The following is a 26377-nucleotide window of genomic DNA, read 5'->3' on the forward strand; positions in this document are numbered from 1 at the left end:
AACAAACCCGCCCAACCTACCTAATCGCTAAATCGATCGACATAAATATAGTAATTTTCATCAAGATGTAGCTGCTGGGCAATGCCTACCCTACATTACTACTGGTAAATATCATCCATGTACTCATTTGATTCCTCTGACCATGATAAATCTGGATGCAATCTATGATTTTTGTAAAAAAACTTAATTGCTTCTATCATTCTTTCTTCACTCACGAAATTGTGATGATAGCATTTTATGTCAGCACCTCCTAAAAATACTTCTACTATAAAATCTTCTTCTTTATCTTCCGTTAACACATAGAAATTAAAGCTGTCTGCATCAGAGCCATAAACATTGAATCCATATTCTTTAGTGTAAAAAATATCTAAAAAACAATTGTTTTTCGATCGAGTATCTTCCAGATGGAGATTAGGATCGAAATCATTCTTAAAATCATCACTTTTAAGTAATGTAATCATTCCATCTAAATCTATATCAATTAGTTTTGCATCGTTGAATCTTATATCGTCGATTGACATTACTCTTGCCTCTTGTTGATGATTAGATTAAGGAGGGCAGGTTTTGTTTAGAGATTATTAGTAGGTGTCGAAGTTTATTTGCATAAACCTGCCCCTACAGATCCTTATGCTATACAAACAATAACGGTTTATCTTTTAACGGTGCAAATGCAACCGGATCGAAGCGATATAAACTAGCGGGACGACCGCTACCGCGAGAGGATTTAATACCTGTATCTTCGAGAAATTTTAGCTTGATCAACCGATTGCGGAAGTTAGAATAATCGGAGAAATTTTCGCCCAGAACTGTGGTATATAATTGATAAATATCGCTGAGTGTGAATAATTCTGGTAATACATCAAATGCGATCGGACTATACTCTAACTTATTTCTCAATCGTTGATGTCCGTATTCGATAATTTGGCGATGATCGAAGGCAAGATCGGGTAATTTATCGATCGGATACCAAGCAATTCCCCCGACGCCTGTGGCGATTAGTTCGGCGGCTTCGTATCTAACTAAGGCAAAATAACTGACAGATAAATATCGCACATCATAACGATCGGCTGCTTCACGCGGGTCGCGTCCGGGGCCGCCAAAGGTGTATAATTGTTCGAGATATAAGTTATCAACTTTGATTTTTTCGGCTAAGATTCGATCGGCAGCAATTTCTAAGGTTTCGCCATTTCTTACTAGCGTACCTGGCAAGCACCAATAGCCTAAATAGGGTTCTTCATGGCGCATGACTAATAAAATTAACAAGCGATTTTGTTGAGTATCGATCGAGAAAATGGCATTATCTACACCGACTTTAAAATCAGCAAGTGTCTGTTTATTTGAGTTTCGCTCTGTCACGGGAGTCATCGATTAGAGAATATAAGTGATGTTGCTGGATATAGGTAGCTACTTGTGTCGATACGCCTTGGGTAGTATGGTTATTGCGAATTGTGGATGAGGAAATAATCGGTGTAGCTAAAGGTGCAATTTCTATTCTCGCGCCTAGTTCTACGAGTTTTTGCAGGTCGTTTTTTTCGATGTTACTCCCAATCCTGGGTACGATTAAGAGCTTGACTTGAGTTAGCAGTTCGCTAGCTTGATACCACCGTGGTAATTGAGGAATTAAGTCGGCACCAACTGTCAAAATAAATTCCGCGCCTACCCAAATCTGTTGAGCGATAATCAGACTTTCGATCGTCCGTTTGCTACTTAACTTGCGATACACTCGAACGTGTTGGCTTAATGGTGGCTCGATCTCTTTAATTAATAACTCTAGCATCTGCGATCGCTGTTCTAGAGTCGCGCCATGTGCTTTAAATGGATTATCTGCTGCCCAAATTGCAACTCGATCGAATTGTTGCAATGCCAACCATCGAATGATATCTTGATGTGCGATCGTCGGTGGATCGGCACTAGTTCCAAATAGGGCGACTTTCATCTAGTTAGGGGATAGTGGATAGGGGATAGGGGATAGGGATTAGGCTTTAGATTGTAGGGTGTGTTATCGCGATAGCATAACGCACCAAGTTAAGATAATGTACCGAAGTCGATCGACTATTTTAATTGGGATTCATCAAACCTTGAGTTACTTTTGCTAAAATTGGTGAAATTTTAACTGGTGTAGTGCCTGCATAATTAATATCTCTAATTTCGCTCGGTAAACTAGCAACACTTCGATCGGTGCGCTCTCTAATTACTAGCAGCGGATCGTCGGATTGAAGGCGTTCTCCCTCGCTCATCACTAGTTGTAATAGTCCAGTTCCTTCATTAGCTAAACCCAATATATCTTCAGAAAACTGTCCGCCCCGAACTTGACGGAAAATCTGTTTTCTACCTGGATAGGTCATTTTTTCGGGAGACTTTTTCATCGTAGGCAGATTGTCGATCTCTACTAGTTTGTAAACTCCGTTGACGGGACTACCCGTGACTAATTTAGTTCCCAAGCCATAACCGGAAATCGGGGCATTTGCCGATCGCAATTTGGCGATTTCCCATTCATCTAAATCGCCGCTGGCAAAAATTTCGACATTTGGTAAAATAGAATTAACTTGTTTAGATAACGCAATCAAATCTCCAGAGTCTAAGCGAATTCCCGATAGCTCGATTTCTCCTGCTGCTGCTTGTTTTGCTAAACCTGTCGCTGCGACGATCGGATCGTAAGTATCGATCAGTATTGGTGCGCCAGGAAAATATCGATCGAAAGCTGTGAATGCCGCCTGCTCGCTGCCTTCGAGTGCTCCGATTGCCATGACTAATGAATGCGCCATCGTGCCGCTAGGTTTATAGCCTAATTGTAGAGCACAATAGTCCGGACACCTTTTGAAAAGAAAAATGATCGATCGATCCAAAAAAAGCAATTCATCGCTTAAAGTACAAGTAGAACCCAAGTACCAGATGAATTGCCCTATGGATATTGTACAGAACCTACTTGCCAAAGTGGGTAATTTAGCAAACCGCAACGCCAGTTCTTAGCCAGTATATTTGTGACGTTGTTTGTGGTATGCGGCAAGGCAAACTTTACTAATCTCAGTCGTTATGGGCAGTATAGCGAACGAACATACCGTCGTCAGTACAAAAAAACATTCGATTTCATTCCCTTCCACGCGCAGACAATTGCAGCAGCAATTGAACCAAATCGAGAGCAGATCGCAGCGATTGATTGCTCATTTATCAGCAAGAGTGGAAAACAGACATGGGGAGTAGATAATTTCTATAACGGTAGTATCAGCAAGTCTCAAAAAGGGTTAGAAATTTCGGTGATTGCAGTGGTGGATGTATTAGCCCATCAAGGTTACACTCTCTCAGTACAACAAACTGCAAAAACCGAGCGTCAACCCATCCCCGACGCGAAACCAACGGCGAAGAAGAAGCGTAAATCGAAGTCGAAATCGAAGTCGAAATCGAAGTCGAAATCTAAATCTAAATCGAAAGCGAAAACAGAACCAGTGATTTCTGAGCGAGTCAAAGGCTATCTGAAACAACTGAAAATAGCTCGCTCCCATTTGCCTGCGGTAGTAAAATATTTAACCGCAGACAGCTTTTACAGTAAGAAATCTGTTGTTGATGGGGTGATTGAGCTAGACCTTCATTTGATTAGCAAATTGCGGATTGATGCGGATCTACGATACTGCTACACTGGCAAGCAAAAGCCCAAAGGTGCGCCGCGTAAGTATGATGGCAAGGTGAATTTGAGTGATTTGTCCCGACTGGAATTCGGTGGTGAGTTAGCTAATGGCACTAAATTGTATAGCCAAGTGGTTTGGCATGTTTCACTTAAACGTAAAATTCGCATCGTTTACTTGGTTGACCAACGTCATCCCGAGAAGCAGCGAGTAGCTTTGCTCTTTTCTACCGACACGATGATTAATCCCATCAGTCTGTACGAGTACTACAAATCTCGGTTTCAAATCGAATTCATCTTTCGTGATGCCAAACAATTTACTGGGCTTTGCGACTGTCAATCCCGCCACCAACAATCCCTGGATTTTCATTTCAATGCATCCTTGGCAGCTCTCAATATTGCCAAGCTTGAACAGCAAAAAACTCAGTCGGATACTGGGGAAGATTCACAGCCGCAATCTTTTTCAATGGCAACTTACAAGCGGCTAGCTCTCAATGGACATCTACTTGAGCGGTTTATTTCCATGTTAGAACTTGACCCGACTTTGATTAAATCCCATCCTAACTACGATAGTCTTCTCCACTATGGCTCTCTAGCTCCATAAATCTGTCCGGACTATTGAGAGCAGCTAAGACGTTGGAACTAGTATCTAATCCACCCGCAATTGCCGCCCGCGCCGCCCAAATTGCCGCTTGCGGACTAAAGGCGCGCCGAGTGCCAAATTCGAGCAAGGTAGCATCTGCACCTGCGATATCGCGGATTCTAGCGGCTCTGGTAGCAACGAGGGTTTGGTAATTGATGGTATTGAGCAGGTAAGTCTCGACGATCTGTGCTTGCCATAGTGGAGCTTCAATCCGCAGGATCGGCTCGTTAGCAAAGACGGCTGTACCTTCGGGGACCGCCCACACATCGCCAGTAAATTTGGCGGTGGCGAGTAGTTCCCAAAATCTGTCGGGGGCGTTTTTAAAAACCCCTGTGGCTTGAAGTGCGGCGATGTGAGCCGAGCTAAACTGCAAGCTTTCGAGATATTCTAAGGCTTGAGCTAAGCCCATGGCGATGAGATAGCCAAAGCCTTTTGGTAATTTTCGCACAAACAACTCGAAACTAGCTGCCGATCGGTCGATCGATTCACCGACATAACATGCTGTCATCGTGAGTTGATATAGGTCTGTTAACAAGCCACAATCCCCTATAGACAAGGATGATATCGACTGTGGCAGCACTCGATCGCATGCGGTCTGTGCGGTTGCTAGATTCATTGACTTTATTAAAAATATCTTTAATACATTATGGTATTAACTACCATAATATGTCAAGCGACTCGGCTACCGTATATTGATAAGTCAGCGAGACTGAGGATGAGGTTGGTTTACCCCCACCTCCATCCTCATAATTGAAATTGGCAAAGACGAATTAAAGGAGAGAGGAGTGTTTCGATCTAAAATTTGTGAGTAGCATCGTCGCTTGCCGACTTATCGATCGAATTTAGCATTCGATCCTGTATCCTCAACTAGCGATCTCTCAGACCATTTCGATCTAAATGGTATTAGAAATGACATTCGGGGTAATATTATAGAGATAAGCATCAATTACGGCGATCGCCGCCAGTGATGATATTACTGACTTTAGCAATCACATCAAATAATTGTGCAATCGAGTAAGTCGAGCGCACGAAGATGGAGGAGCAAAAAGAGCGTAACCAACACTGATATTGATGAGAGCGCAGAAGCTCGAAATTTGACGAGTCCAAACGATGCACAAAATAACTGCAACCTCTGAGTAGAGTTACAGCAAAAATAGTCAATATCGTGTCAGGAATCGGCTGTATTATCTAGTTTCGCGTCGCGCTCCAAGCGGATGTTGCAGAAACTTGCGTGCGATTTTAGCCGCTGTTGCGTCTCCACGAGCAAATTTTCTGAGGTTTGCAAGCCCATAAAATGCGGGAACGCTTCGCTGGAGTGGCAATCGAAGTTCTTGTTACTGGGGCAATGCCAATTCTTCGGACTAAAAATTTACAGGTCGATCGTTAGTTAGCAATAATTATTTAGATATCGATCTTCGAGTTGGAAGTCACGATCGATCCTAGTTGGCAATCCCAGTCTAATCGAATGTTTGGCAATATCTAGTAAATCGAAATCCATTGGTCTAACAACCACAGCCATCTGTCAAGTATAACTAGCCCACATCCCGATCGTTTACTATTGCTAAAATTGTCATTAAGAGTACCTTTGCCAAGTATGCCGTAAGTTAGCAGTACTACAAATTTAATAAATGAATATGTCACTGGGTGGAGGTAAATTAAACTATATGGAATTTTCGATCGCCACGTTGCTATCGCATGTTAGTCCTGAGAAGTTAGTTACCCCGAAAATATTAGAAAAGAAATTAGGTTGTGAAACCCCGTCAAGTGTCGAGCAGTTAGATCTAGCATTAGATTTGCTCGAAAAAATTGGCATCTTGACAAAAGAAAAGGGTAAGTATCGGCGCGAAATAACCGACCAAATTGTGGAGGCAAAACTCCGCTGTTCGAGTAAAGGTTTTTGCTTTGCCATCCAAGATGAGGAGAGTGCAGATGATATTTACATTCGCGAAAGTCACCTTAGCAATGCCTGGAATGGCGATCGAGTCTTGATTGAGGTCATCAAAGAAGGGACGCGACGGCGCAGTCCAGAAGGCTCTGTCAAGCTGATTTTAGAACGCGCCAACCCTTCGGTCTTGGCCAAAGTGAAGCGATTAGAAACAGGCGAATATCGCGCGATTCCATTGGACGATCGCTTGCTGTTCGAGCTAGCAGTAAACAATAATGGGGATAGCCCCAGTAACGGGCACGAGCGGATCGATCTCGACCAAATTCTCGATTATCTCGTCCATGTCGATGTGTTGCGCCATGCCATCGGCCAAGATTTACCGATCGGTAAAGTGGCTAGAGTACTAGGTACCACAGCCGAGTCGGCAGCAGATATCGATATTGTCACTTGCAAACACGACCTACACCAGACATTTTCCGCAGCAGTCGAAACGGCGGCAGCTAATATTGCTAGAGGATTTAAAGATCCGATTGCGGATAAACGCATAGATCTCACCCACTTACCAACAATTGCCGTTAGCGCAAACTCCGCACCCACAGATAGCGCGCTGACGATCGAGCATTTAGACGGCGAAATCTGGCGATTGGGCGTCCATATCGCCGATATTGCTAGCTACATTACCGCCGATGACAGACTCGATCGCGAAGCCAGAAAACGCGGCACCGCAGTATTTTTAGGCGAAAATACCATCCCCTTATTACCCGCCGCCGTCCATCAGACGTGCGGATTCGTACCCGGAGCCGAACGGCTGGCAATTTCGGTATTTTTATCCCTCAACGAGCGCGGTGAATCGATCGAATTTAATATTCAGCCGAGCCGCATCAGATTGGATTGGTTGCTCGATCCCGATCGGGTTGCCGCAGTATTAGCCGACGAACCCACCGAAATCGACCCTCAAACTGTCGAAATCATCAAGCCGATCTGGACTGTCATCGCCCCAGCTTTTCGAGCACAGCGGCGGTCTAGGGGTGGTCTGGAAGTAGATTTAATCCAAAAGCAAGCCCCCTTTGCCGATGAAGGGCGATTGGGAGTTATCTTCCTCGACGATCCGCAATCCCTGCTTACAGACGTGATGGTAATGGCCAATTATGCGATCGCCGTCCATCTCCAAGCTCTCCAGGTGCCAGGGATTTATGCCGTCCAACACAATCCCGAACTAGTCGAAGTCAACGATACGATCAAGTTAGCGATCAATCTGGGCTTAAATTTTGAAGGTGAAGTCGAAACCGAAGTCAGCGTTGCCGATTTGCAACGCCTGAGCCTGCAATTTCCCCAATCGCCAGTGCCGCAGGTACTCAATTATCTATTTAAGTCCCTACTCAAAACTACAGTGTATAGTACCAGCCCTGGTACCCACTTTGGACTGGCGATCGAAAATGGCTATACCCATGCTGTCTCACCACTGCATCGCTATCCCGATATCTTAGTCCAGCGCGTGCTGCACGAAATATTTGCCAACGGACGCGATCGCAAAACCTCCCGCGCCAAAGAAATAGTCAACTTAGGCAGTACCACCTGTCACGGTCAGATTACCTGGAACGTCTTCACACCAACGGTTCAACAAGAACTAGAAGCCCAAATTGCAGGCACGATCGCCCATCTCAACGATCGGACTAAAATCGCCCAAGATGCCGAAAATGACCTTGCTGGCTTGCAAAAAGCCGAGAAGATGAAAGCGCGGACTGGCGATATCTTCCAAGGCTTAATTACTGGCGTCCAATCTTACGGTTTCTTTGTCGAAATCGAAGACTCGCTCGTTGAAGGCTTGGTACACGTCAGCTCGCTCAAAGATGACTGGTACGAATTTCGTCCCCGCTATGCTTGCCTAGTCGGACGCAAAAATCGCACCTCATATCGTCTGGGCGATCGCGTCGAAGTCCAAGTCAAGAGCGTAGACTACTATCGCCAGCAAATCGATCTAGTCACCGTCACCAGCATGATGTCCGAAGCCGCCACCGATTCACCCACAGACGAAGCGGCTGAAGCTGAAGCTGAAGCGGAACAATTAGAATTACTACCAACAAACATGGAGGAAATTGCCGAAATAGAAGAATTTGAACCCTTCAGCGAAGAGTAGTAAAGATCGATGCTATTTTGTCGATCGCTAATTGCGATAACTACTCTCGATCGATATCGGTAAATTTAATATCCCCACCCCAGGTAGGGGCAATTCATAAATTGCCCCTACCTGCTTGGCTGAATGGGCACATTCAAATCCCAACTCCCAACTCCTAACTCCCAACTCCCCTTGAATAAACCCCTCATCCTCGGCGTCACTGGCGCATCCGGCTTAATCTATGCCATTCGAGCCGTTAAATATCTCCTCGCCGCCGATTATCAGATCGAACTAGTCGCCTCTAAATCTACCTACATGGTCTTTCAAGCCGAAGACCAGATCCGACTCCCCTCCGAACCAGAAGAACAAGCAGACTTCTGGCGCGAACTCGCTGGCGTCCCCACCGCTGGGAAACTCCGCTGTCACCGCTGGGGTGACGTAGGTGCCAACATCGCTAGCGGCTCCTATCGCACTCAAGGCATGATAATTATGCCGTGCAGCATGAGCACCGTGGGTAAATTAGCCAACGGACTCAGCGGCGACCTCCTCGAACGCGCCGCCGACGTCCAGCTCAAAGAAGGCCGTAAACTAGTAATAGTACCCCGCGAAACCCCATTTAGCCTGATTCACCTCCGCAATCTCACCGCGCTCGCCGAAGCTGGAGCCGCGATCGTGCCAGCCTGTCCCGCGTGGTATCACAAACCCCAATCGATCGACGATCTGGTTGATTTTGTCGTTGCTAGAGCCTTAGATCGTCTCGATATTGACTGTATTCCCATTAACCGCTGGAAGACTGATAGTTGATACCTAAGTTATTAGTTTTGAGTGAGGGGGAGAGGGGGAGACTGGGAGACGGGGAGACAAGGACGCTTGCGTTTAAACTTTCTATCCACTATTCACTATCCACCCATCATTAATTTATGAAAATCATCATCCTCCTACTAGTACCAATCTTATTAGGAATTGTGGTGGGATCGAATCTCTCGCCACTGATGACGGTAGTTATTCTCAATCAACCCACAGTATCGTTACCGATCGGGGTATGGCTGATAATTGCCATTGGAGTGGGGTTTTTGGCAAGCTGTCTGATGCAACTTTTAATCTCGATCGATAAGCGGCGGCTTTCGCGTCAGATTCGGCAATTGCAGTCGCGATTGCAACAGCAGGATGGAGATGTTTTTACTTATACCTCCTCTGAAACTGAAACATATTCAGTCGGCGACAAACCAGATCCGGCACCATCTGGAACCAGTAGATTTCGCAGTTATCGATCGACTGCTGCCGATCGTCAGGATCTGCGCTCCAGTCAGCCTTTTACACCACAAAATCGTGTCGATGACGCTGATGATTGGGACGAAAAACCAGCATCAAATCGTCAACTAGACTGGGAAGATTCTCCGCCACCCCGTCCCAAAAATGTTCGATCGAACATCGATAACTCACTAATTGATGACGATTCTCGCTTCATCTCTGAGCCAGAACGGCGGCACCGACAAGCTGACTTAGAGCCAGAAGATCGACCGCTAGAGCGCGATCGCGCCCAAACTAGTCGCGAAGTATACGATGCCGATTTTAAATTGATTCAGCCGCCTTATAAACAGCCGCTAGAAACTGAATTTGATGACGATCCGGACTCAGAAGATTTTGAGTACGAGCCAATCGATGATGATGACAAATCTACAGCTTCAGCCAAGCCAACATCGCCAAATCGCTCCAAACCTTCAAGCGATCTAGATGATGAAGATTGGGGCTTTGATTTTGACGATCGGGATACACCAGTGAGGGCAAATTAATGGCGATCGACATCAAATTCTAGCTAACTTTAAAATTAATTGGAACTATAATTATAATTAAGTGCATAATATACTAATATGAAGTGAGCTTCATCTTGGTGAATACATGAAGTAAAGTGTATATCTGCCAAAAATATCCGTCGTATCCACGAATTAAACTATGTCTAAAGTCGATTCCGTAGCAGAACCAACCATCCCTACAACACCACTGACTGGTAAAGCTTTACTTCAAAAAGTTAAAGAACTTTCACATCTGGCCAAACGTGAAACAGCAACACAGTGTGGCTATGTGAAAACTACCAAAGCTGGTGTGACCCGCACCGATCTGTCTGGATTTTACGATGCTGTGCTCACAGCCAAAGGAGTCAAACTTGACGAAACCAGTAGAGATAATCGCGGTAAAACCGCTACTTATAAGGCGACCGTTCACAAAAATGGTCAACTGTTGATTGGGGCTGCCTATACCAAAGAAATGGGCTTAAAAGAGGGCGATACTTTCAGTATCAAACTTGGCTACAAACACATCCATTTGGTTCAAGATAATTAGGTCGAACGATAGAAGCCGTATTAATTCACGACTTCTGTCGCTTACTTAGGAAATCTCAGGGCAGTGCTAGTAACTGTCCGATTTTTTGTGTTTAAATGCACCCCGATCGACTTCCAGTCAAAATTGCCGCAAGGCGATCGAATCGCACCTGCCAGCGTGACAAACCAGTGTCGCGATCTGGTTGGGATTGCGATCTTCACAGTATTAACTACTTAGAACTCCATTTGGTATATCTATTCTCTATCTATGCCATTCTATAGATGCAAACAGATACAAAGATAGATATTTTGAATGCATTGCCGCTCAAAAAAGATCGAGCGATCTCAATGTGCTAAGGCAGTGGCTCGATCGCCATTAACTTGGCAAAAGTACCAAGAACTTTACCCAGTAAAGCTAATAGGGCTAGTAACACGATCGAGAACACGCGCCAAAATTTAGAGCCGATCGCAAAATAGGGGCTATTCATGAATAGCCCCTATTTTACGATCGGCGATAATCCGCCTAAATCTAAATGTTATTCGCTGGTTATTTCCCTAGCAGTAGCCGATTTAGAGCGTTTAGTTCGTCCATGTTGGTAGCAACTAAAAGCTCAACAATTAAAATTGTATCTATAGTTACAATTTTAATTTTAGCTGTGGCACACTGCGCCAACGTCGCCTAAATACAATAGTTAGCTAATATCAACTTTGCATTGCGACAAGCGGTGACAGATCGCTGTAAGAATAAATAGCAACTTCGATGAGTTAACGAACGCGATCGACAATAAAATTGACGACCTCCGCCAACCCAGTTCCGAGTTTGAGATTAGTAAAAATAAACGGTTTAGCTCCACGCATCTTAATACTGTCGCGTTCCATAATGCCCAGATCGGCACCTACTTGAGCCGCCAAGTCGATCTTATTAATCACCAACAAATCTGACTTGGTAATGCCAGGGCCGCCCTTACGAGGGATTTTATCGCCACCTGCGACATCGATCGTGTAGATAGTCAGATCGACTAGTTCGGGACTAAAGGTCGCCGCTAGATTATCGCCACCACTTTCGAGGAAGACAATATCTAAATCTGTAAATTGGCGTTCTAATTGTTCGATCGCGGCAATATTCATCGAGGCATCTTCCCTGATGGCAGTATGGGGACAGCCGCCAGTTTCGACACCGATAATCCGTTCGGAGTCTAGAGCCTGACTTCTGACTAGAAATTGAGCGTCTTCTTGCGTGTAGATATCATTGGTAACTACGGCTAATTGATAGCGATCGCGTAGCTGCTTGCACAAACCATCGAGTAATGCAGTTTTACCGGAACCAACAGGGCCTGCAATGCCAACGCGGAGGGGATTCATAATTTAGAGGGTAGAGGGTAGGCTTTAGGCTTTAGGCGTTAGGCGTTAGGCTTTAGGTTTTAGGTTTTAGGCTTTAGGCTTTAGGCAACAGTCTAAAAAAACTAGAATTTAGTGTAGATTTCTGGTTACCCACAAGGGGCACCCCTACAGATCGATTGTGTAGGGGTGCCCCTTGTGGGTACCCGGAGGTTGTCACAGTAATAGGATCTACGCATAATGGCAAGATCTGAGGTTACTTAGATTCTTGCGCGCATTGTTCTTCAGGACAGGATACAGTGATTTGACCGATCGCGGCACGATTGTCGTACTTTTGAGTTTTGAGATATTCATCATTACTTTCGGGATAGTCGCCCGCAAAAGCTCGCTTGCCGATTGGTTTGGGACGAAATGCCAAACCGCTGGGTTGCTGGTTAAAATTAATAAACTCGTGAGACTCGTTTTCTTTGCTTAGAGTTAGAGTCGCACCACCATAAACCGTGGCAGCTTGTTTGATGGGCGTACCGGGGCCGACACCTTGCTGCGTGCGGTAGCTAGGATTATCCGTCATCAAATGTTGAATCCGATCGGCATCGCCAAAATTAGTTCCAGCCGGGTAGGGAATATAGTATTGTACCGTTCGGCCTTTGGTAACGGCGATCGCGTCAAAACCCTCAATAAAGTTAGTTTTGACTGGAAAATTGTAGCCAGAACCAATTTGTGATTTTAGATCCCCAAAGGTCATACCAATCTTGGCTGCACCAATGCCGACTGGGGTTATTTGCCGATTTGGATCTGCGGTAGTTTTGAGGGGAGAAAGTGGCTCTGGCTTGGGGTTGGCTTTGATAGCAATCTTGGGTGGAACGGTTTCAATAGGTATTGGAATCGCGACTGGGGTAGGTTGTGGGTAGAGAGATGTTGGGAGTTCGGAGATCGTCGTTTTCGAGGGTTCTTGTGTCGGTTTGACTTTGGTGTCCCCAATGCTCGGTGTCGGCGTTGGCTTCACTGTTGGAGTAAGAGTCGGCGCGATCGTCACAGGCGATGGTGCCACAGGTGTAACTATCGGTGTCGGCGCAACCACCGCAGTCGGTGGCGGGTTTTTCTTGCCACATGCGGTTAATATCCCGATCGATAATAGACAGATGCTGAGGTAAATTTTTTGTTTCATCTCTACATACCTATCTAGATAACTAACTTTTAAAACATTTTATATATCGATTTTACCTCTAGTAAGCAACTGATAACCACTGGCAAATGACAGCATTGCTATACAAAATGTCCATAGACTCGTTGGTTTTAAGATGACACCACCACTTAAAAAGACCAGGATAATGCCAAGAGCGATGAAAATCCAGCCAAAGTTCCCCGTTTGTCGCCGCCAAAATGTCAGCGAACTAATTCCGGCAAGCAATGCTAGCACCGAAACCGTCGCCGATGTTTTGTGCCACCAGCTATAGTAGATAGTGACGAACATAATGTCCCGACCTAAAAAATAAATACTGGCAATGATTAATGCCAACCCAATAAATCTAGCCATCGTAATTCCTACTATTTGAGCGATCGAGATTTCACTACCACAACTAGAAATCTGCTGCCGATCGCGATCGAATGTCAATCGCGCAGTTAGCCAGTCTTATCGGCGGTTGAAGTAAGCGTACCCAAATGTTCGCTCTAAGCAGTCAGCTCATCAATGCAACAAGAGCATCACGTTCGAGATCGCGATCGGAAACTCAAATAAAATCGCTATACCTCTACCCACTACGCACTATCCACTATTCACTATCCCCTATCCCCTATCCCCTATCCCCACTAGTGAAATTAGTCATCGTCATCATTAGCATCGTCAGTTTGCTAATACTAGAAAATAAGTTTCCCTTTTTCCCATATAAAACTCCCCTCCGATCGAGAATCGTAAATAATTTTGAGTTAGGGTCGATAAACTCGATCGTGTCTAGTTTGTTCGCGCTCGCGGTCGCCCGCACGATCGATTTACATTCGACTGCTGGTATTCTTTCTACGCTGCCATCGCCTATTATTGCGGGTGGGTTATCCTTTCTAATTCTCGATCTCTACATGTATTTTTGGCATCGGATGATGCATACGATTCCGATCGCCTGGAGATTTCATTTAGTACATCATACCGATCGCCAGATGAATGTATCTACTGCCTATCGCTTTCATCCGATCGAAATTATCGGTTCGAGTATTCCCAAATTATTTCTAATTTGGTCGCTAGGAATTTCTAGCAATTTTGTATTAATTTACGAATTGGTATTTACCGCGATCGTCGCGCTCCATCACAGTAATTTTGCACTGCCCCCAGCGATCGATCGAGCATTAGCCTATATCATTCTGACTCCACATTATCACCGCATCCATCACTCGCAAGTTGTCGCTGACACAAATTCCAACTATGCTAGCGTGTTTATTTGGTGGGATCGTTTATTTGGGACTTATCGCGATCGTCAGAACATGCAAAACATCCAACTCGGCATCAGCGAAGAAAGCGGCGAGTTAAACTTGCTCCTGTCCCTCATATTGCCGCTGCCAAATAGTAAACCCTAATCCCTTCTACCACTTATCATATAACTTAGGCTTCTTATCAGGATTTAAGGATTTACGGGATTTGTGGGATGAGGTTATCGGTGCTGATAGTGTCTTCAAACCCCTCAATCCTAAAGCCACATCAGGATTTAAGGATTTACAAGATTGGCCGGATGAGGCTATCGGTGCTAACCTATATCTCCTATCCCCTAAAGCCTAAAGCCTAAAGCCTACTCCCTCATTTCGCGATCGAGCATCCAGAAAGTATGAGTAATCCCGATCCAGCCACCACCGATCCCACTACTGCCGCCCCAGCATCTTTAGATATAGAACGCGCTAGAGCGAGCTTACAGCAAAGTTTATCTCGATATGCTGCCACAAAAGTCGGGGAAGTTTCACCCAGCTTGCAGAGCGATTTAGATACCTTAGCGTACACATTGACCAAACTAGAGCAGACTAGTTATAGTATTGCCGTATTTGGCATGGTCAGTCGCGGCAAATCAGCAGTCCTCAACGCGCTGATGGAAAAAAACATCTTAGAAATTGGCCCCCTCAACGGAGTTACCCGATTTCCGCGATCGATCCGGTGGTCGCCAGATGGCATCATGCAAGTCGATTTAATCGATACGCCTGGTTTAGATGAAATCGACGGCGAAGCCCGTGCCAAAATGGCCGAAGAAGTCGTGCGGCAAGCCGATTTAATCTTATTTATTATCGCAGGCGATATCACGCAATTAGAATATCAAGCATTGTGCGAATTGCGCCAAGCTCACAAGCCGCTATTACTAGTATTTAATAAATCCGATCTCTATCCAGAACAAGAACGTCAGAGCATCTATCAACAATTACAAAATTTAAGCGGCGATACTGCTAGTGATGAATTATTGCAGCGGCTACTATCGGCAGATGAAGTCGTGATGGTCGCCGCAGACCCGACCCCGATTCAAGTTCGGATCGAATACCCTGACGGCACAAAAAAGTATGAATGGGAAAAACCCGAACCCCAAATTGCACCCCTAAAGCAGAAAATTCAAGAGCTAATCGCCCGTGAAGGTCGCTCTTTATTGGCAATCAATGCATTAGTACAAGCGCGTTCGGCTGAAGAAAATTTGGCAAAAATTACATTAACCAATCTGCGATCGGAAGCAAATGCTTTAGTCTGGAAATTTGCACGGTATAAAGCGATCGCAGTTGCTGTCAATCCGATCGCAATTTTTGATGTTTTGGGTGGTATATTTATCGATTTACTACTGATTGGCTCGCTTGCCAAGTTATACAATCTACCGATGACCAAATATGAGTTCAAAAAGTTATTCAGCGGGATTTTATTTAGTAGTGCGAGTTTATTGCTAGGGGAATTAGCCACAGGTTTAGTCTTTGGCGTGGGCAAAACAGCCGCACTCATCGGTGGTACCTTCAACTGGGCGATTCTACCTGGATATTTAGGTGCGGGAGCAATTCAAGGCGCGATCTCTGGTTATGGTGCCTATATGGTTGGTAGAGCCGCTCAAACTTATTTGGCAACTGGTTCGACTTGGGGTCAATTGGGCGCAAATACCGTCATTCAAGAAATTCTCGATCGAGTCGATGATGCCACCATTATTTCACGATTGCGCGATGAATTATTACCCACGCCACCAACGCCGGAAGCTGCGAGTGAGAAGGTGAGTGAGTAGTGGATAGTGGATAGTGAATAGTGAATAGTGAATAGTGAATTTGGACGCAAGCGTCCCCCCGTCTCCCCGCTCAAAAATAACCTACTATTCCTGTAGACCAATAAAATCACTAATTACTTTACTGATGCCACTAGTCACTCTGGCTAGCTTGTCAAAGTCGATCTTGTCGATCGAATCATCCATTGTATGGTAATAAGGATAGCGAAAAGGCGCGGTATCGGTAATCATCACAGCTTGATAACCCTGCTGCCAAAACGACCAATGGTCCGACCAGCCGACACCCTGAATCATACTAGGTAACGCGACACCTTCAGATGGGAATTTAGCTTGAGCGCGGAAGGAGCGAACCGTATTGCGGAGCAATTCTCGCGAATCGATATTAGATATAAACCCGATAAAATTGCCTTGAGTCGGATACAACAAGCTCAATGGAGGTGGATATTTTTGGGTATTAGCTTTATCGCTGAAATACCCCAATGTCTCCAAACTAAACATACCCACGATCTTATCGCCGCGTTGTTTGGCTGCTTGAGCATAGACGACACTACCCATGTTTTTCGTCCAAAAGAAAGGCGGCTCTTCATTGGTAAATTCTACAAATCTAATCGTGCGTAGAGGTTTAGTCCCAACGAAAGATCTGGCCAAACTCAATACAGCCGCCGCACCCGTCCCATTATCATTCGCGCCAAGACTCGTAAAAGCACTGTCATAATGTCCGCCAATAACCAGGATTTGCTCGGCAAGACTGCTCCCAGGAATTTCAACTTCGAGGTTGCTAAAAGTTTTGCCATCGACGGTGTATTTCTGCTCTTTAACGGTATATCCTGCTGTCGCTAATTCTTGGCTAAGGAAATCTTTAGCAGCGACGAGATTTGAATAATTTCCACTATTTCGACGGCCAATCTTGGTAGCGAGCGTCTCGACATCACGCTGAAGACGATCTTTTAGTTCGATCTCGCTAGCACTCAACGGCGGTAAGGCTTGCCGATAACTCTCCCCTGGCATCCATACCATCAACGACCATCCAAATACCAGGAGGGAGACAATAATAATGGCGAGGATGGTTAATCTTTTGAGAGCCGCACTATCGATTAGTTTGAGTTGAAATTTCATCGCAGATTCGATCGATACCGCAAAATTTTATTTAACATAGAGCAGGGATTTAGCGAAGTTCGATCGCACAGGCGACCTGTCCACGATCGATACCCAATTCTCAATTCTCAATTCTCAATTCTCAATTCATTTAAATAGCGTCGGTGCTGCGGTATGTAATAAAGATAAAACTCCATCAGCAATTAATTGTACCGCGATCGCTAAAATAAAAAATCCCAATACCCGATTGAGCGCGCCCATGCCATTCCGTCCCAACAGCGACAATAACGTCTCTCCCAGCACCAGACAGACATATAGCAAAGTACCAAATAATACAATCCCGATCGCACAACCGAGATAATCGCCCCATTGAGTCATTCTCGCCGATAGCCCGATAATAACACCGATCGAGCCAGGGCCTGCAATCAGTGGCGTCGCCATCGGCGTAAACGAAACATCCTCTTTTTCGGCTCCCGCTTTCTGCTCGGCATCCATCAATCGCGGTTTGCTAGCAACCAATTCCCAAGCCGCATTACCGACTAATAAGCCACCCGCAATTCGCAACACATCTAGCGAAATCCCAAAAAATTCTAGAATCGCCCGTCCGCCAACTAGAAAGACAGCCAAAATCAAAACGACATCAATAGCAGTCCGTTGAGCTTGTTTGCGCCGCTCTTGACGGCTATCTGTGGCTGTCAAGCTATAAAATATCGGTACGGCACCGATCGGGTTGGCAATCGGAAATAATGCCGCTAATGTGCCGATCGCGTAGTTTAATATTGCAGATGTCATCAGTCAAGGGTGAGGGGACAGGTAGTGGATGGGTAGATGGACAGGGAGATGCTTGCACCCAAATTCACTATTGACAATTCATCTCTACTTTCTACTCTATACATTCTGCCTTCGTTAAGCACGATCGATTAGATGTGGTCAGCAAGCTCTAGTAACTAATGTCGCGTAGCCCACCAGCAAAATTTTGATTCAACAAGACTTTATATTTTGTAGGGTAGGCACTGCCCACAAACACCATTTTTGATTTAACAAGACAAATATTTGGGGTGCTTAACATCGATTAATAAGACACACTTTGCGATGAATTATTCAAGAGATTAGTCAATCGATGAAAATAGTTCAAACTCTTATTACTTCTGTTTTAAATGTTATGTTGGCAGTGCCCACCCTACTTTTCTACGTCTCTGGCACTGCTATTTCTTCAGGTAAAACCACTCTGTTGAACTATCTCAAGGTAAAGAGGTTGGTGAATCTAGCCTAATTGACTCAAAACAGACAGTAACTTCATTATATGGGCTGCAAAGTGCTGATATTATTTCTGATTCTATCTCATCGATTTCTTTCTGGTCAACTTCTGTAATTTCATCATCAAAACAACACTTGACTTTTATAGTGACACCATCAGCAATTACCTGTATTCCTCTTATTCTAGAATCTATTTTACCCAGAAATGCATGAATCAAAGAAAGCAGCAATGTAATTCCAAGAGCGTTATCATTCATGGGTTATCTTTTAAATAGGTTAGCAGAAACAATATGAGTTCCTTTTTTACTGTAGATCGTCTGTCCATAGCGGCCGTAAGGTGGGCACTGCCCACCACTTCAAGTCAAGATATAGCAGGGATTTAAGTCCATTTTATAATCAATCGATTTCGGTAAGTTCGATCGCTATTTATTAGCTCGATCGATAGCTTCGGTGATGTTATTAGATCGCGATCGGAAAGAGCGGAGCGATCGCATTTAATATACTACTCGATCGTGAAAACTCAACTAGATCGATAGTTAATATTGTAATATTTAGAGGTAAATACCATGAGCATTTTGCAATGAGAACCTGCTTATCAAAAGCGAGTCAAAGAACTCCAAGCCGAAGGCGAAGCCAGAGGCGAAGCTAGAGGCAAACTAGAAACAGCAAAAAAACTCTTATCGGCTAAATTTGGCACAATTTCACCAGAAGTCGAAGCCAGATTGACGAGCATGACGGCGGACAATTTGGATGACTTGCTGATTAAATCTTTGGACTGGAGTACTTCAAAGTCTCTATTGGAATATTTAGGTATGACGATCGATTAAATATTGCCAGCAAGCTGTAGCAATTTGCCACTCTTCTTGGGTGTGAATGGCAAGCAATCTGACTGACGATCGATCGGTGGCTAGATCTCGATCGGGTGGGATAGAAGTATTATTGAGATCTGGGTCGATTTCTACACCTAAAAAAGCTAATTTTGCGGCCACAGCAGACCGAATTTTGGCTTGATGTTCGCCCACTCCGCCAGTGAAAATGAGGGCGTCTAAGCCGCCTAAAGCTGGCACTAGAGCCGCAATTCTGGCTGTGAGTCGATCGATATACATATCTAGGGCTAGTTTGGCGCGCTCGTTACCGGAATCGATGGCTTTATCGATCTCGCGCAGATCGTTAGATACTCCCGAAACGCCTAATAAACCCGACTCAAAATTCAATACTCGATCGAGTTCTTCAATTGTATATTCTCCTTCGCGTACCAAATGGAGAATTATTCCTGGATCGATCGAGCCGCACCGCGTCCCCATCATCAAGCCATCTAGCGGTGTAAACCCCATCGTTGTCTCGATACATCGTCCGCCTGTCACCGCAGCCAGGGAACAACCATTGCCTAAATGACAACTAATTAAGCGTAATTCCTGGAGATCTCGCCCTAATAGCTCTGCTGCGCGGCGGGTACAATACTCATGGCTGATGCCATGAAAACCATATTTTCTAATCCCCCGCTTCAACCATTGATAGGGGACGGGATAAACATACGCTACTGCTGGCAAATCCCGATAAAAAGCCGTATCAAATACGGCTAGTTGGGGGATATGAGGGGATAATTGTTCGATCGCTTCAATTCCCATTAAATTAGCAGGGTTGTGTAGCGGTGCGTAAATCGATAATCGATCGATTTCTGCTTTAACATCCGTTGTGATTGGGGTTGGTTGGCAATATTTTTCGCCGCCATGAACGATCCGATTGCCGACAATATCGATCTGCGCCATATCTTGAATTACCTGAGTTTGGCCCTTACTCAGATAAGCTAATAAGTCGTGGATATCTGCCCTTCGATTAGCTTGCGTTCGTTCTTCCTCGATCGTATTATCCGCAGTTTTAGCCTGGATTACTGCCGCACCAGTGGAACTCCAATCAATTTTTCCCGTCCATATTGGTACGGCTGGCTCTAAGGGCAAGTTGTCCTGTCTCAATCGATACAAACTAGATTTAAAACTACTCGACCCAGCATTCAGTACTAAGATATCGATTGAATTAGTTAACATTTAATCTACCGAGCTTAGAGAGAATAGTGGATAAGCTGTCTGACATTTAGAGCGCAGATTTAATTCTGCCTTCTGCCTCCGATTAACTAGCAGATTAAATATCTAACACCTTAGAACGCACACAACCATAGATAAAACCATAGATATTGTCTATTAAAATCTATCTTTCGACCGATTGCGATCTCACTCTAATGGTAGGCTCGATCGAGACATAAAAAAAGGAAGTCTAACCTTCCTCTGGGATTATTATCGATACCTATTGAACTCGATCGCTGACTGGCAATATTATTAGGGCACATCCTCGTTACCTGAAATATCAATCGAACCAACATTCGATAATTTGTCTGTGCTTAGACGATCGTCGGTGCTGCTTGCACATAGTCTTGGATGATTTCTACCGAATGAATCGTACCCACCTCGATCGTTCTTTGTGGTGGCTTGAATTGAAGATTTAAATACAGGGAGCAAGCCAGCGCGACTGCCAAAATCACTTTTTCAAACATCTTCGCTGCTCCTCCTTTCGTTTACATGTAGTTACTTTATGTTTAAGCTTCTAGATCTTAATTATGGCACGGCGATTTGCAGCGACTGTAATCTACGTCACGAAAAGCTAAGTTTCAACATCAAAATTGACCATTAGATAAAAATCTTAATTTGAGCTTTAGATTTGTGCGCTCGATCGCAGCGATAAAGATAGAGAGCGGCTATATTGATGGCTGACGGAGTTTTCGATACTGTAATTGCAAGATATCGGCAGCTACATATAATTCGGCATTAAGATCGGTGGGGATAATTTGGGGACGTTGGGATTCGACGATCGGTCTGTCTTGCTCGAAGATTTTTATCGTGCGATTGTAGGCGTCGCGGTCTGCCCATTTACCTGTAAAAAAGTTCCGAAAATTAATCCATTTACTAACAGTTGTATGCAAGTCGATCGGAATATGTGCCGTCCAAATTGTGAGTTGGCCAAAGGGTAAATAAACTTCTAAAAATGTCAGATTGGGTAAGAAAAAGCCCGTGCGAGTTTTAATTGGTGAGCGTTCGCCTCTGACTAAAAATTTCCATAAACCTTTTGGAGGTGTAGCCGACAAATATACTGTCGCACTAGCACCATCGGGATAATTTTCGATTTGTAAATCTTGGATTTCTGGTCGATCGGGATTGCCAAAAGCTCCAGAATGAACGAATGGTGCGTGAGCAAAATCTAGGCCATTTTCGAGGACACGCTCGTAATTAGCATTCCAATAAAATTCACCTTGAATCGATCGTATTGCATCAGATTCGAGCTGGGGAAAGTTGGGGATCGTGGGTATTTCTCCAGCCATCTCATCGCCTAAAAATAGCCAAATCCACCCGTATTTCTCGCCGACGGGATAAACAGCCATTTTTGCTGGTTTGGGGATCGTCGCGGTGGCGGCTTGAGATGGGATTTTGCTACAAGTACCATCAGTTTGGTATTGCCAGCCATGGTAGGGACAGACGATACAGTCGTTTTCGATCCAACCATTGGCGAGAGCCGCACCGCGATGGATACAGTTATTATCGATCGCCCGAATGCGACCGTCGGCTGTACGATACAGTACTAATTCTCGATCGAGAATTTTTAATAATTTGGGGCTGGTACCGATTGCATTACAAAATTCGACAGCATACCATAAGTTTTTTGACATATTATCTGATTAAATGATGATGGGTTTAACTAAGAGCGAACTGGGCAATCGTTGGGGATCGATCGACATTAAAGGCGCGATCGAATCAGCTCTACTTTGAACGATCTCAGCAGTTTCAACGCTCGTGCGGATCGCCAACAAGTTGGTTATATTGATGACACACACAAACTTCTTCAATCGGTAATTAACTATGACAGATCGATCGAAAATCATTGTTCTCGATGACGACCCTACCGGATCGCAGACGGTTCATAGTTGTCTGCTCTTAACGCAGTGGGATGTACCAACATTGAAGTTAGGATTGGCCGATACCGTGCCGATTTTCTTTATTTTGACAAATACGCGCGCACTCGCACCCGATCGCGCTGCCGCAGTTACCAGAGAAGTATGTCAAAATTTAAAAGTCGCCTTAGCCGAAACGCAGGTCGATGACTTTATCATTGTCAGTAGGTCGGATTCTACCTTGCGCGGACATTACCCGATCGAGACGGATGTCATTGCTGCCGAATTAGGCGGTTTTGACGCTCATTTCTTGATGCCAGCCTTTTTTGAAGGCGGCAGAATTACGCGCGATAGCATCCATTATCTCCTAGTAGATGGTGTCGAAACTCCAGTCCACAAGACTGAATTCGCCCGCGACTCGGTATTTGCCTTCAGCCATAGTTATTTACCCGATTACGTTGCCGAAAAAACTCAAGGCGAAATTCCTGCCGATCGCGTGGTGCAATTTTTGCTTGCTGAGGTGCGCAACGGTAGTTTAGATCGCTTGATGCAGTTGGAGCGCAACCGTTGTTGCGTCGTCGATGGCGAACGCCAATCTGATTTCGATCGATTTGCCGCCGATATTCTCACCGCCGTCAGTCAGGGCAAAAAATTCCTGTTTCGCAGCGGTGCCAGTATTTTGACTTCGCTCGCTAATTTAGGCCCCCAACCCATCCCTGCAACGGAGATGTCCAAATACGTCCGCGAGGGCAAGCCAGGGGCAATTATCGTCGGCTCCCACGTCCAAAAAACTACCGATCAATTAGCCAAACTGCTCGAAGCTCCAGGAATCGTCGGCGTCGAAATCGATATCTCGCAACTAATCGGCGACAATGCCACGATTAGAGCGGGATTGTTGGCTGCGATCCGCGATCGCATCGAGACTATTCATGCCGCCGGAGACACCCCCGCCATCTACACCAGCCGCCAAGAACTCACCTTCAACAGCATCCAAACCAGACTGCAATTTGGCGAAGCAGTATCCGCACTCTTAATGGACGTTATTCGCTCTCTACCGCACGATATCGGCTTTTTGATTAGTAAAGGTGGGATCACTTCTAACGACACCCTCAGCAAGGGTCTAGCCCTATCTACAGCGCGATCGATCGGCCAGATCCTCCCCGGCTGTTCGGCGATCGTCACTCCCGCCAATCATGCTCAATTTCCCAACCTCCCCGTCGTCCTCTTCCCCGGCAACGTCGGCGACGCCGATGCCTTGGCGACGGCTTATTTGCGCTTAGTTGGGAGCTGACGGGGTGGATGGATGGATGGATGGGTGGATGCTTCGACTTCGCTCAGCAACAGGGTGGATGGGTGGATGGGTGGATGAGTGAATGGGAAGTGAGAAACTAGCAAATGCAGTTCTAAAGCCTAAAGCCTAAAGCCTATCCCCTATCCCCTATCCCCTATCCCCTAACAAGGTATTATTGTTCAAACGAGCTAATCATTAAATCAATCAGCTAATTCATAATTGTTATGACAGAAGGCGATCTCAAACCTGAGTACAGACCTGGATTAGAAGGAGTTCCTGCTGCCAAATCGAGCATCAGTTATGTTGGTATTCAAACCACCGAGAGCGGCAACAAAGAAGGTGTTTTGGAATATCGGAGTATCCCCATCCAATCGTTGGCTGCAAGCAGTAACTTTGTGGAAACAGCCTTCTTACTGATTTGGGGCAGATTGCCAACTCAGACCGAACTGACGAACTTCTCGACCGAAATCTATTCCCATCGCCGGATCAAGTATCGGATTAAAGACATGATGAAGTGTTTTCCCGAAACTGGACATCCGATGGATGCACTGCAAGCTTCTGCCGCTGCTTTGGGCTTATTCTATTCGCGCCACGCGTTACCCAATCAAGACTATGCCCGTCAAGCCGTAATTAGATTATTGGCCAAAATTCCGACGATGGTCGCCGCATTTCAACTGATGCGGAAGGGGAACGATGCCGTACTACCGCGCGACGATCTGGATTATGCCGCCAACTTCTTGTATATGTTGACCGAAAAAGAGCCAGATCCGATCGTGGCTAAGGTGATGGATGTGTGCCTGATTCTCCATGCCGAGCATACGATGAATGCTTCGACCTTCTCTGCGCGCGTCACTGCCTCGACTTTAGCCGATCCTTACACGGTAATTGCCTCGGCAGTAGGTACCCTGGCTGGCCCCCTCCACGGTGGTGCCAATGAGGAAGTGATTTTGATGTTGAAGCAAATCGGTACGGTGGCAAATGTACGTCCATACGTGGAGCAGTGTCTAGAGTCAGATCCTAAGTACAAATTTATGGGTTTCGGGCATCGCGTCTATAAAGGAGTCAAAGACCCGCGTGCAATGATTCTTCAGGATTTAGCCGAGCAACTATTTCAGAAATTTGGCTACGATCCATACTATGATGTCGCTTTAGAATTAGAGCGCGTGTTAGAAGAATATTTAGGCCCGCGCGGCATTTATCCTAATGTCGATTATTATTCGGGCTTGGTTTATCGCAAAATGGGCATTCCCGCCGACTTATTTACGCCCGTTTTTGCGATCGCACGAGTAGCTGGCTGGCTGGCACATTGGAACGAACAACTCGAAGCAAATCGCATCTACCGACCGACTCAAATCTACACGGGCGAACATCAGCAGCCGTATATGGCGATTGGGGATAGGGAATAGGGCATAGGGATTAGGGGATAGGGAATAGGGGATAGGCTTTAGGCTTTAGGCTTTAGGCTTTAGAATTGCGTTCTCTATTCTCTCACTCCCAGTCCCCCCGTTTCCTCGTCCCCCCGTCCCCCCCGTCCCCCCCGTCCCCTCTGCCCCCCTCTCCCAGTCCCCCAGTCCCCCCGTCCCCTCGTTCCCCAGTCTCCTCAATGAACACCGTCCTCACTTCCACCTTCATCCTCACGCTCCTGCTTGCGGTGGGGTTATTTTTCTTCATTCGTGCTTCGACTAAGGATCGAATCGAGCAAATGGTTTTAGAGACGAACGAATCTGAAGCAGCTTTATTACCGCGATTGGAAGCGTATTTTACAGATCGAGCTTACCGGATTGCAGCGGTCGATCGCGATACCGAGATTGTGACTTTCGAGGGCGTCGTGCGTCCGAGTGTGTTTCTCACCGCGCTGCTGACTGCTTTAGCTGCTATTGGTGCTTTGAGCTTGTCTCTGGTGTTATCGATGTTGTTACCGGATTTTGGTAAGCTGTTCTTGCTCTTACTCTTGTTTGCACCCGTGGCTGGCTGGTTTTATTGGCAAGGCTCGGCGCGAACCGAGCAAGTTCGGCTCAAGGTTGAAGTTTCCGAGGCTACACCACCCCTAACTTCGATTAAAATTAGCGGACATCGGGATGAATTAGCTGTATTTCAATCTGCATTGAAATTAAGTGTCCGTGAAGATATAGAATAAAAAAAGCACCCAAATCCGATCGATCTGAGTGCTTGCTTACAAAACAATAGAGATTTTATTTCCAGAAAGTCAGCTAGCTAGTAGGTACTGCTGCCAACAGTCAATAGTTGTTGACTTTCTGTTTCTGGTTCTAGCGATCGCAGACTAGGGAATAGAAAATGGTTCTCTTCGACGTATTGTGCGCCAAATAAACCTTTTTCTGCCCAGAAATAACGATCTGTCGTGTGTTCGTTGCGTTTCACCAACAAGAGTGCTGGGGGATGGATACCTTCAGATAAGATATACTTCCGTGCAGCAGTAACAGGTTTATCTTCGCCACTTTCAATACTGAACTGTGGCACCTGCTCCAAAATTCTTCGCCCTTCTTGACGTCTCCGACTCTTCCGTTTGCGTCTTCTAGCCAACCGTCTTACCTCCTCTTTGGTTCAGACAGATGTAATGCCTGTTACAAAAGCCGTCGCTATTCTATCCGCTTCATCCTAAAAACTCAAGCCCCTCCTAAATACCCTTTTAATCCGCTCAAA

27 protein-coding genes and 3 pseudogenes are annotated in these 26377 nt (G+C 45.4%); 12 read left to right on the forward strand and 18 right to left on the reverse strand.

The window, feature by feature from the left end; genetic code table 11:
* Window positions 1–98 precede the first annotated feature (98 nt).
* The 4 genes and pseudogenes from CHA6605_RS24855 to CHA6605_RS24870 all read right to left on the reverse strand — a co-directional run.
* Complete coding sequence (locus CHA6605_RS24855) at window positions 99–521, reverse strand: hypothetical protein (protein WP_015162132.1); 423 nt, start codon at window positions 519–521, stop codon at window positions 99–101.
* Between the two features lie 109 nt (window positions 522–630).
* A complete protein-coding gene (locus CHA6605_RS24860) occupies window positions 631–1365 on the reverse strand; it encodes an NUDIX hydrolase (protein ID WP_015162133.1) in 735 nt (244 codons plus the stop codon).
* On the reverse strand, window positions 1334–1936 hold the full coding sequence (locus CHA6605_RS24865; RefSeq protein ID WP_015162134.1) for a nicotinate-nucleotide adenylyltransferase: 603 nt from the start codon (window positions 1934–1936) through the stop codon (window positions 1334–1336). Before CHA6605_RS24865 ends, CHA6605_RS24860 begins: the two co-directional genes overlap by 32 nt.
* A 121-nt stretch (window positions 1937–2057) precedes the next feature.
* A pseudogene (locus CHA6605_RS24870) lies at window positions 2058–2798 on the reverse strand (beta/alpha barrel domain-containing protein); the annotation flags it as partial.
* Window positions 2799–3167: 369 nt separating this feature from the next.
* On the opposite strand from CHA6605_RS24870, the gene CHA6605_RS33230 reads away from it, so the two are divergent.
* Complete coding sequence (locus CHA6605_RS33230) at window positions 3168–4223, forward strand: transposase (RefSeq protein WP_232432265.1); 1056 nt, start codon at window positions 3168–3170, stop codon at window positions 4221–4223.
* A gap of 16 nt (window positions 4224–4239) precedes the next feature.
* Here the strand turns inward: CHA6605_RS33230 and CHA6605_RS24880 are convergent.
* Window positions 4240–4878: pseudogene (locus tag CHA6605_RS24880) on the reverse strand (beta/alpha barrel domain-containing protein); the annotation flags it as partial.
* Window positions 4879–5896: 1018 nt separating this feature from the next.
* Between CHA6605_RS24880 and CHA6605_RS24885 the strand changes: the two are divergent.
* The 5 genes from CHA6605_RS24885 (at window position 5897) to CHA6605_RS36340 (ending at window position 10819) form a co-directional block, all read left to right on the forward strand.
* The gene (locus tag CHA6605_RS24885; RefSeq protein ID WP_015162135.1) at window positions 5897–8284 is read left to right on the forward strand and encodes a ribonuclease R family protein; all 2388 of its coding nucleotides are present in this window, start codon (window positions 5897–5899) and stop codon (window positions 8282–8284) included.
* Between the two features lie 123 nt (window positions 8285–8407).
* Window positions 8408–9067, forward strand: a complete 660-nt coding sequence (locus tag CHA6605_RS24890) for a flavin prenyltransferase UbiX (RefSeq protein WP_015162136.1) — start codon at window positions 8408–8410, stop codon at window positions 9065–9067.
* A 116-nt stretch (window positions 9068–9183) separates the two neighbouring features.
* Window positions 9184–10056, forward strand: coding sequence for a LapA family protein (locus tag CHA6605_RS24895; protein ID WP_015162137.1), 873 nt, complete (start codon window positions 9184–9186; stop codon window positions 10054–10056).
* Between the two features lie 160 nt (window positions 10057–10216).
* Window positions 10217–10603: an AbrB family transcriptional regulator gene (locus tag CHA6605_RS24900; RefSeq protein WP_015162138.1), complete on the forward strand. Its 387-nt coding sequence runs from the start codon at window positions 10217–10219 to the stop codon at window positions 10601–10603.
* A gap of 87 nt (window positions 10604–10690) precedes the next feature.
* Complete coding sequence (locus CHA6605_RS36340; RefSeq protein WP_269744541.1) at window positions 10691–10819, forward strand: hypothetical protein; 129 nt, start codon at window positions 10691–10693, stop codon at window positions 10817–10819.
* 115 nt (window positions 10820–10934) lie between these two features.
* Here CHA6605_RS36340 and CHA6605_RS36345 read toward each other — a convergent pair whose 3' ends face one another.
* The 4 genes from CHA6605_RS36345 to CHA6605_RS24915 form a co-directional block, all read right to left on the reverse strand.
* Window positions 10935–11069: a hypothetical protein gene (locus CHA6605_RS36345; protein WP_015162139.1), complete on the reverse strand. Its 135-nt coding sequence runs from the start codon at window positions 11067–11069 to the stop codon at window positions 10935–10937.
* Window positions 11070–11346: 277 nt separating this feature from the next.
* Entirely contained in the window at window positions 11347–11943 is a 597-nt protein-coding gene (gene ureG / locus CHA6605_RS24905; RefSeq protein WP_015162140.1) for an urease accessory protein UreG, read from the reverse strand.
* 232 nt (window positions 11944–12175) lie between these two features.
* Entirely contained in the window at window positions 12176–13087 is a 912-nt protein-coding gene (locus tag CHA6605_RS32040) for a hypothetical protein (protein ID WP_015162141.1), read from the reverse strand.
* Between the two features lie 39 nt (window positions 13088–13126).
* On the reverse strand, window positions 13127–13534 hold the full coding sequence (locus CHA6605_RS24915) for a hypothetical protein (RefSeq protein ID WP_198288398.1): 408 nt from the start codon (window positions 13532–13534) through the stop codon (window positions 13127–13129).
* A 197-nt stretch (window positions 13535–13731) separates the two neighbouring features.
* Here CHA6605_RS24915 and CHA6605_RS24920 point away from each other — a divergent pair, with 197 nt between their 5' ends.
* Window positions 13732–14484, forward strand: a complete 753-nt coding sequence (locus tag CHA6605_RS24920) for a sterol desaturase family protein (RefSeq protein ID WP_041548441.1) — start codon at window positions 13732–13734, stop codon at window positions 14482–14484.
* Between the two features lie 245 nt (window positions 14485–14729).
* Entirely contained in the window at window positions 14730–16139 is a 1410-nt protein-coding gene (locus CHA6605_RS24925) for a GTP-binding protein (protein WP_015162144.1), read from the forward strand.
* An 84-nt stretch (window positions 16140–16223) separates the two neighbouring features.
* Here CHA6605_RS24925 and CHA6605_RS24930 read toward each other — a convergent pair whose 3' ends face one another.
* The 4 genes from CHA6605_RS24930 to CHA6605_RS35880 form a co-directional block, all read right to left on the reverse strand.
* Window positions 16224–17252, reverse strand: coding sequence for a M28 family peptidase (locus tag CHA6605_RS24930; RefSeq protein ID WP_015162145.1), 1029 nt, complete (start codon window positions 17250–17252; stop codon window positions 16224–16226).
* Window positions 17253–17378: 126 nt separating this feature from the next.
* On the reverse strand, window positions 17379–18023 hold the full coding sequence (locus CHA6605_RS24935) for a MarC family protein (RefSeq protein ID WP_015162146.1): 645 nt from the start codon (window positions 18021–18023) through the stop codon (window positions 17379–17381).
* Between the two features lie 449 nt (window positions 18024–18472).
* Window positions 18473–18745 carry a MafI2 family immunity protein gene (locus tag CHA6605_RS24940; protein WP_015162147.1) on the reverse strand — a complete coding sequence of 91 codons (273 nt, stop codon included), beginning with the start codon at window positions 18743–18745 and terminating at the stop codon, window positions 18473–18475.
* A gap of 338 nt (window positions 18746–19083) precedes the next feature.
* The gene (locus CHA6605_RS35880; protein ID WP_232432133.1) at window positions 19084–19221 is read right to left on the reverse strand and encodes a hypothetical protein; all 138 of its coding nucleotides are present in this window, start codon (window positions 19219–19221) and stop codon (window positions 19084–19086) included.
* Between CHA6605_RS35880 and CHA6605_RS37385 the strand changes: the two are divergent.
* Window positions 19184–19315, forward strand: a pseudogene (locus tag CHA6605_RS37385) (hypothetical protein); the annotation flags it as partial. The gene CHA6605_RS35880 and the pseudogene CHA6605_RS37385 sit on opposite strands and share 38 nt — an antisense overlap.
* On the opposite strand, the gene CHA6605_RS24945 reads toward CHA6605_RS37385, so the two are convergent.
* From CHA6605_RS24945 to CHA6605_RS34570, 4 genes are all read right to left on the reverse strand, one after another.
* Entirely contained in the window at window positions 19295–20533 is a 1239-nt protein-coding gene (locus CHA6605_RS24945) for an acetate/propionate family kinase (protein ID WP_015162148.1), read from the reverse strand. The pseudogene CHA6605_RS37385 and the gene CHA6605_RS24945 sit on opposite strands and share 21 nt — an antisense overlap.
* A gap of 350 nt (window positions 20534–20883) precedes the next feature.
* Window positions 20884–21036: a hypothetical protein gene (locus CHA6605_RS34565; RefSeq protein WP_015162149.1), complete on the reverse strand. Its 153-nt coding sequence runs from the start codon at window positions 21034–21036 to the stop codon at window positions 20884–20886.
* 201 nt (window positions 21037–21237) lie between these two features.
* Window positions 21238–22203, reverse strand: coding sequence for an aromatic ring-hydroxylating dioxygenase subunit alpha (locus CHA6605_RS24950; RefSeq protein ID WP_015162150.1), 966 nt, complete (start codon window positions 22201–22203; stop codon window positions 21238–21240).
* 9 nt (window positions 22204–22212) lie between these two features.
* The gene (locus CHA6605_RS34570; protein WP_157260101.1) at window positions 22213–22380 is read right to left on the reverse strand and encodes a hypothetical protein; all 168 of its coding nucleotides are present in this window, start codon (window positions 22378–22380) and stop codon (window positions 22213–22215) included.
* A gap of 13 nt (window positions 22381–22393) precedes the next feature.
* On the opposite strand from CHA6605_RS34570, the gene CHA6605_RS24955 reads away from it, so the two are divergent.
* The 3 genes from CHA6605_RS24955 to CHA6605_RS24965 all read left to right on the forward strand — a co-directional run bounded on the left by CHA6605_RS24955 (window position 22394) and on the right by CHA6605_RS24965 (window position 25853).
* Window positions 22394–23716: a four-carbon acid sugar kinase family protein gene (locus CHA6605_RS24955; RefSeq protein ID WP_015162151.1), complete on the forward strand. Its 1323-nt coding sequence runs from the start codon at window positions 22394–22396 to the stop codon at window positions 23714–23716.
* Between the two features lie 224 nt (window positions 23717–23940).
* Window positions 23941–25122 carry a citrate synthase gene (locus CHA6605_RS24960; protein ID WP_015162152.1) on the forward strand — a complete coding sequence of 394 codons (1182 nt, stop codon included), beginning with the start codon at window positions 23941–23943 and terminating at the stop codon, window positions 25120–25122.
* Window positions 25123–25319: 197 nt separating this feature from the next.
* Window positions 25320–25853 carry a cofactor assembly of complex C subunit B gene (locus CHA6605_RS24965; protein WP_015162153.1) on the forward strand — a complete coding sequence of 178 codons (534 nt, stop codon included), beginning with the start codon at window positions 25320–25322 and terminating at the stop codon, window positions 25851–25853.
* Between the two features lie 77 nt (window positions 25854–25930).
* On the opposite strand, the gene CHA6605_RS24970 is transcribed toward CHA6605_RS24965, so the two are convergent.
* Complete coding sequence (locus CHA6605_RS24970) at window positions 25931–26257, reverse strand: DUF3155 domain-containing protein (RefSeq protein WP_015162154.1); 327 nt, start codon at window positions 26255–26257, stop codon at window positions 25931–25933.
* Window positions 26258–26377: the final 120 nt, after the last annotated feature.

It is taken from the genome of Chamaesiphon minutus PCC 6605 (genome assembly GCF_000317145.1).
Lineage (GTDB): Bacteria > Cyanobacteriota > Cyanobacteriia > Cyanobacteriales > Chamaesiphonaceae > Chamaesiphon > Chamaesiphon minutus.

What these genes read in the sequence shown, in the direction of transcription:
- CHA6605_RS24855 (WP_015162132.1), bottom strand. Translation starts at nt 521, where the DNA reads ATGTCAATCGACGATATAAGATTCAACGATGCAAAACTAATTGATATA.
- CHA6605_RS36345 (WP_015162139.1), bottom strand. Translation starts at nt 11,069, where the DNA reads ATGAATAGCCCCTATTTTGCGATCGGCTCTAAATTTTGGCGCGTGTTC.
- CHA6605_RS34565 (WP_015162149.1), bottom strand. Translation starts at nt 21,036, where the DNA reads ATGTTTGAAAAAGTGATTTTGGCAGTCGCGCTGGCTTGCTCCCTGTAT.
- CHA6605_RS24965 (WP_015162153.1), top strand. Translation starts at nt 25,320, where the DNA reads ATGAACACCGTCCTCACTTCCACCTTCATCCTCACGCTCCTGCTTGCG.
- CHA6605_RS24925 (WP_015162144.1), top strand. Translation starts at nt 14,730, where the DNA reads ATGAGTAATCCCGATCCAGCCACCACCGATCCCACTACTGCCGCCCCA.
- CHA6605_RS24955 (WP_015162151.1), top strand. Translation starts at nt 22,394, where the DNA reads ATGACAGATCGATCGAAAATCATTGTTCTCGATGACGACCCTACCGGA.
- CHA6605_RS24950 (WP_015162150.1), bottom strand. Translation starts at nt 22,203, where the DNA reads ATGTCAAAAAACTTATGGTATGCTGTCGAATTTTGTAATGCAATCGGT.
- CHA6605_RS24860 (WP_015162133.1), bottom strand. Translation starts at nt 1,365, where the DNA reads ATGACTCCCGTGACAGAGCGAAACTCAAATAAACAGACACTTGCTGAT.
- CHA6605_RS24930 (WP_015162145.1), bottom strand. Translation starts at nt 17,252, where the DNA reads ATGAAATTTCAACTCAAACTAATCGATAGTGCGGCTCTCAAAAGATTA.
- CHA6605_RS24935 (WP_015162146.1), bottom strand. Translation starts at nt 18,023, where the DNA reads ATGACATCTGCAATATTAAACTACGCGATCGGCACATTAGCGGCATTA.
- CHA6605_RS24945 (WP_015162148.1), bottom strand. Translation starts at nt 20,533, where the DNA reads ATGTTAACTAATTCAATCGATATCTTAGTACTGAATGCTGGGTCGAGT.
- CHA6605_RS32040 (WP_015162141.1), bottom strand. Translation starts at nt 13,087, where the DNA reads ATGAAACAAAAAATTTACCTCAGCATCTGTCTATTATCGATCGGGATA.
- CHA6605_RS24895 (WP_015162137.1), top strand. Translation starts at nt 9,184, where the DNA reads ATGAAAATCATCATCCTCCTACTAGTACCAATCTTATTAGGAATTGTG.
- ureG (WP_015162140.1), bottom strand. Translation starts at nt 11,943, where the DNA reads ATGAATCCCCTCCGCGTTGGCATTGCAGGCCCTGTTGGTTCCGGTAAA.
- CHA6605_RS24960 (WP_015162152.1), top strand. Translation starts at nt 23,941, where the DNA reads ATGACAGAAGGCGATCTCAAACCTGAGTACAGACCTGGATTAGAAGGA.
- CHA6605_RS24940 (WP_015162147.1), bottom strand. Translation starts at nt 18,745, where the DNA reads ATGAATGATAACGCTCTTGGAATTACATTGCTGCTTTCTTTGATTCAT.
- CHA6605_RS24865 (WP_015162134.1), bottom strand. Translation starts at nt 1,936, where the DNA reads ATGAAAGTCGCCCTATTTGGAACTAGTGCCGATCCACCGACGATCGCA.
- CHA6605_RS24885 (WP_015162135.1), top strand. Translation starts at nt 5,897, where the DNA reads ATGTCACTGGGTGGAGGTAAATTAAACTATATGGAATTTTCGATCGCC.
- CHA6605_RS24900 (WP_015162138.1), top strand. Translation starts at nt 10,217, where the DNA reads ATGTCTAAAGTCGATTCCGTAGCAGAACCAACCATCCCTACAACACCA.
- CHA6605_RS35880 (WP_232432133.1), bottom strand. Translation starts at nt 19,221, where the DNA reads ATGCTCGTCAATCTGGCTTCGACTTCTGGTGAAATTGTGCCAAATTTA.
- CHA6605_RS24890 (WP_015162136.1), top strand. Translation starts at nt 8,408, where the DNA reads ATGGGCACATTCAAATCCCAACTCCCAACTCCTAACTCCCAACTCCCC.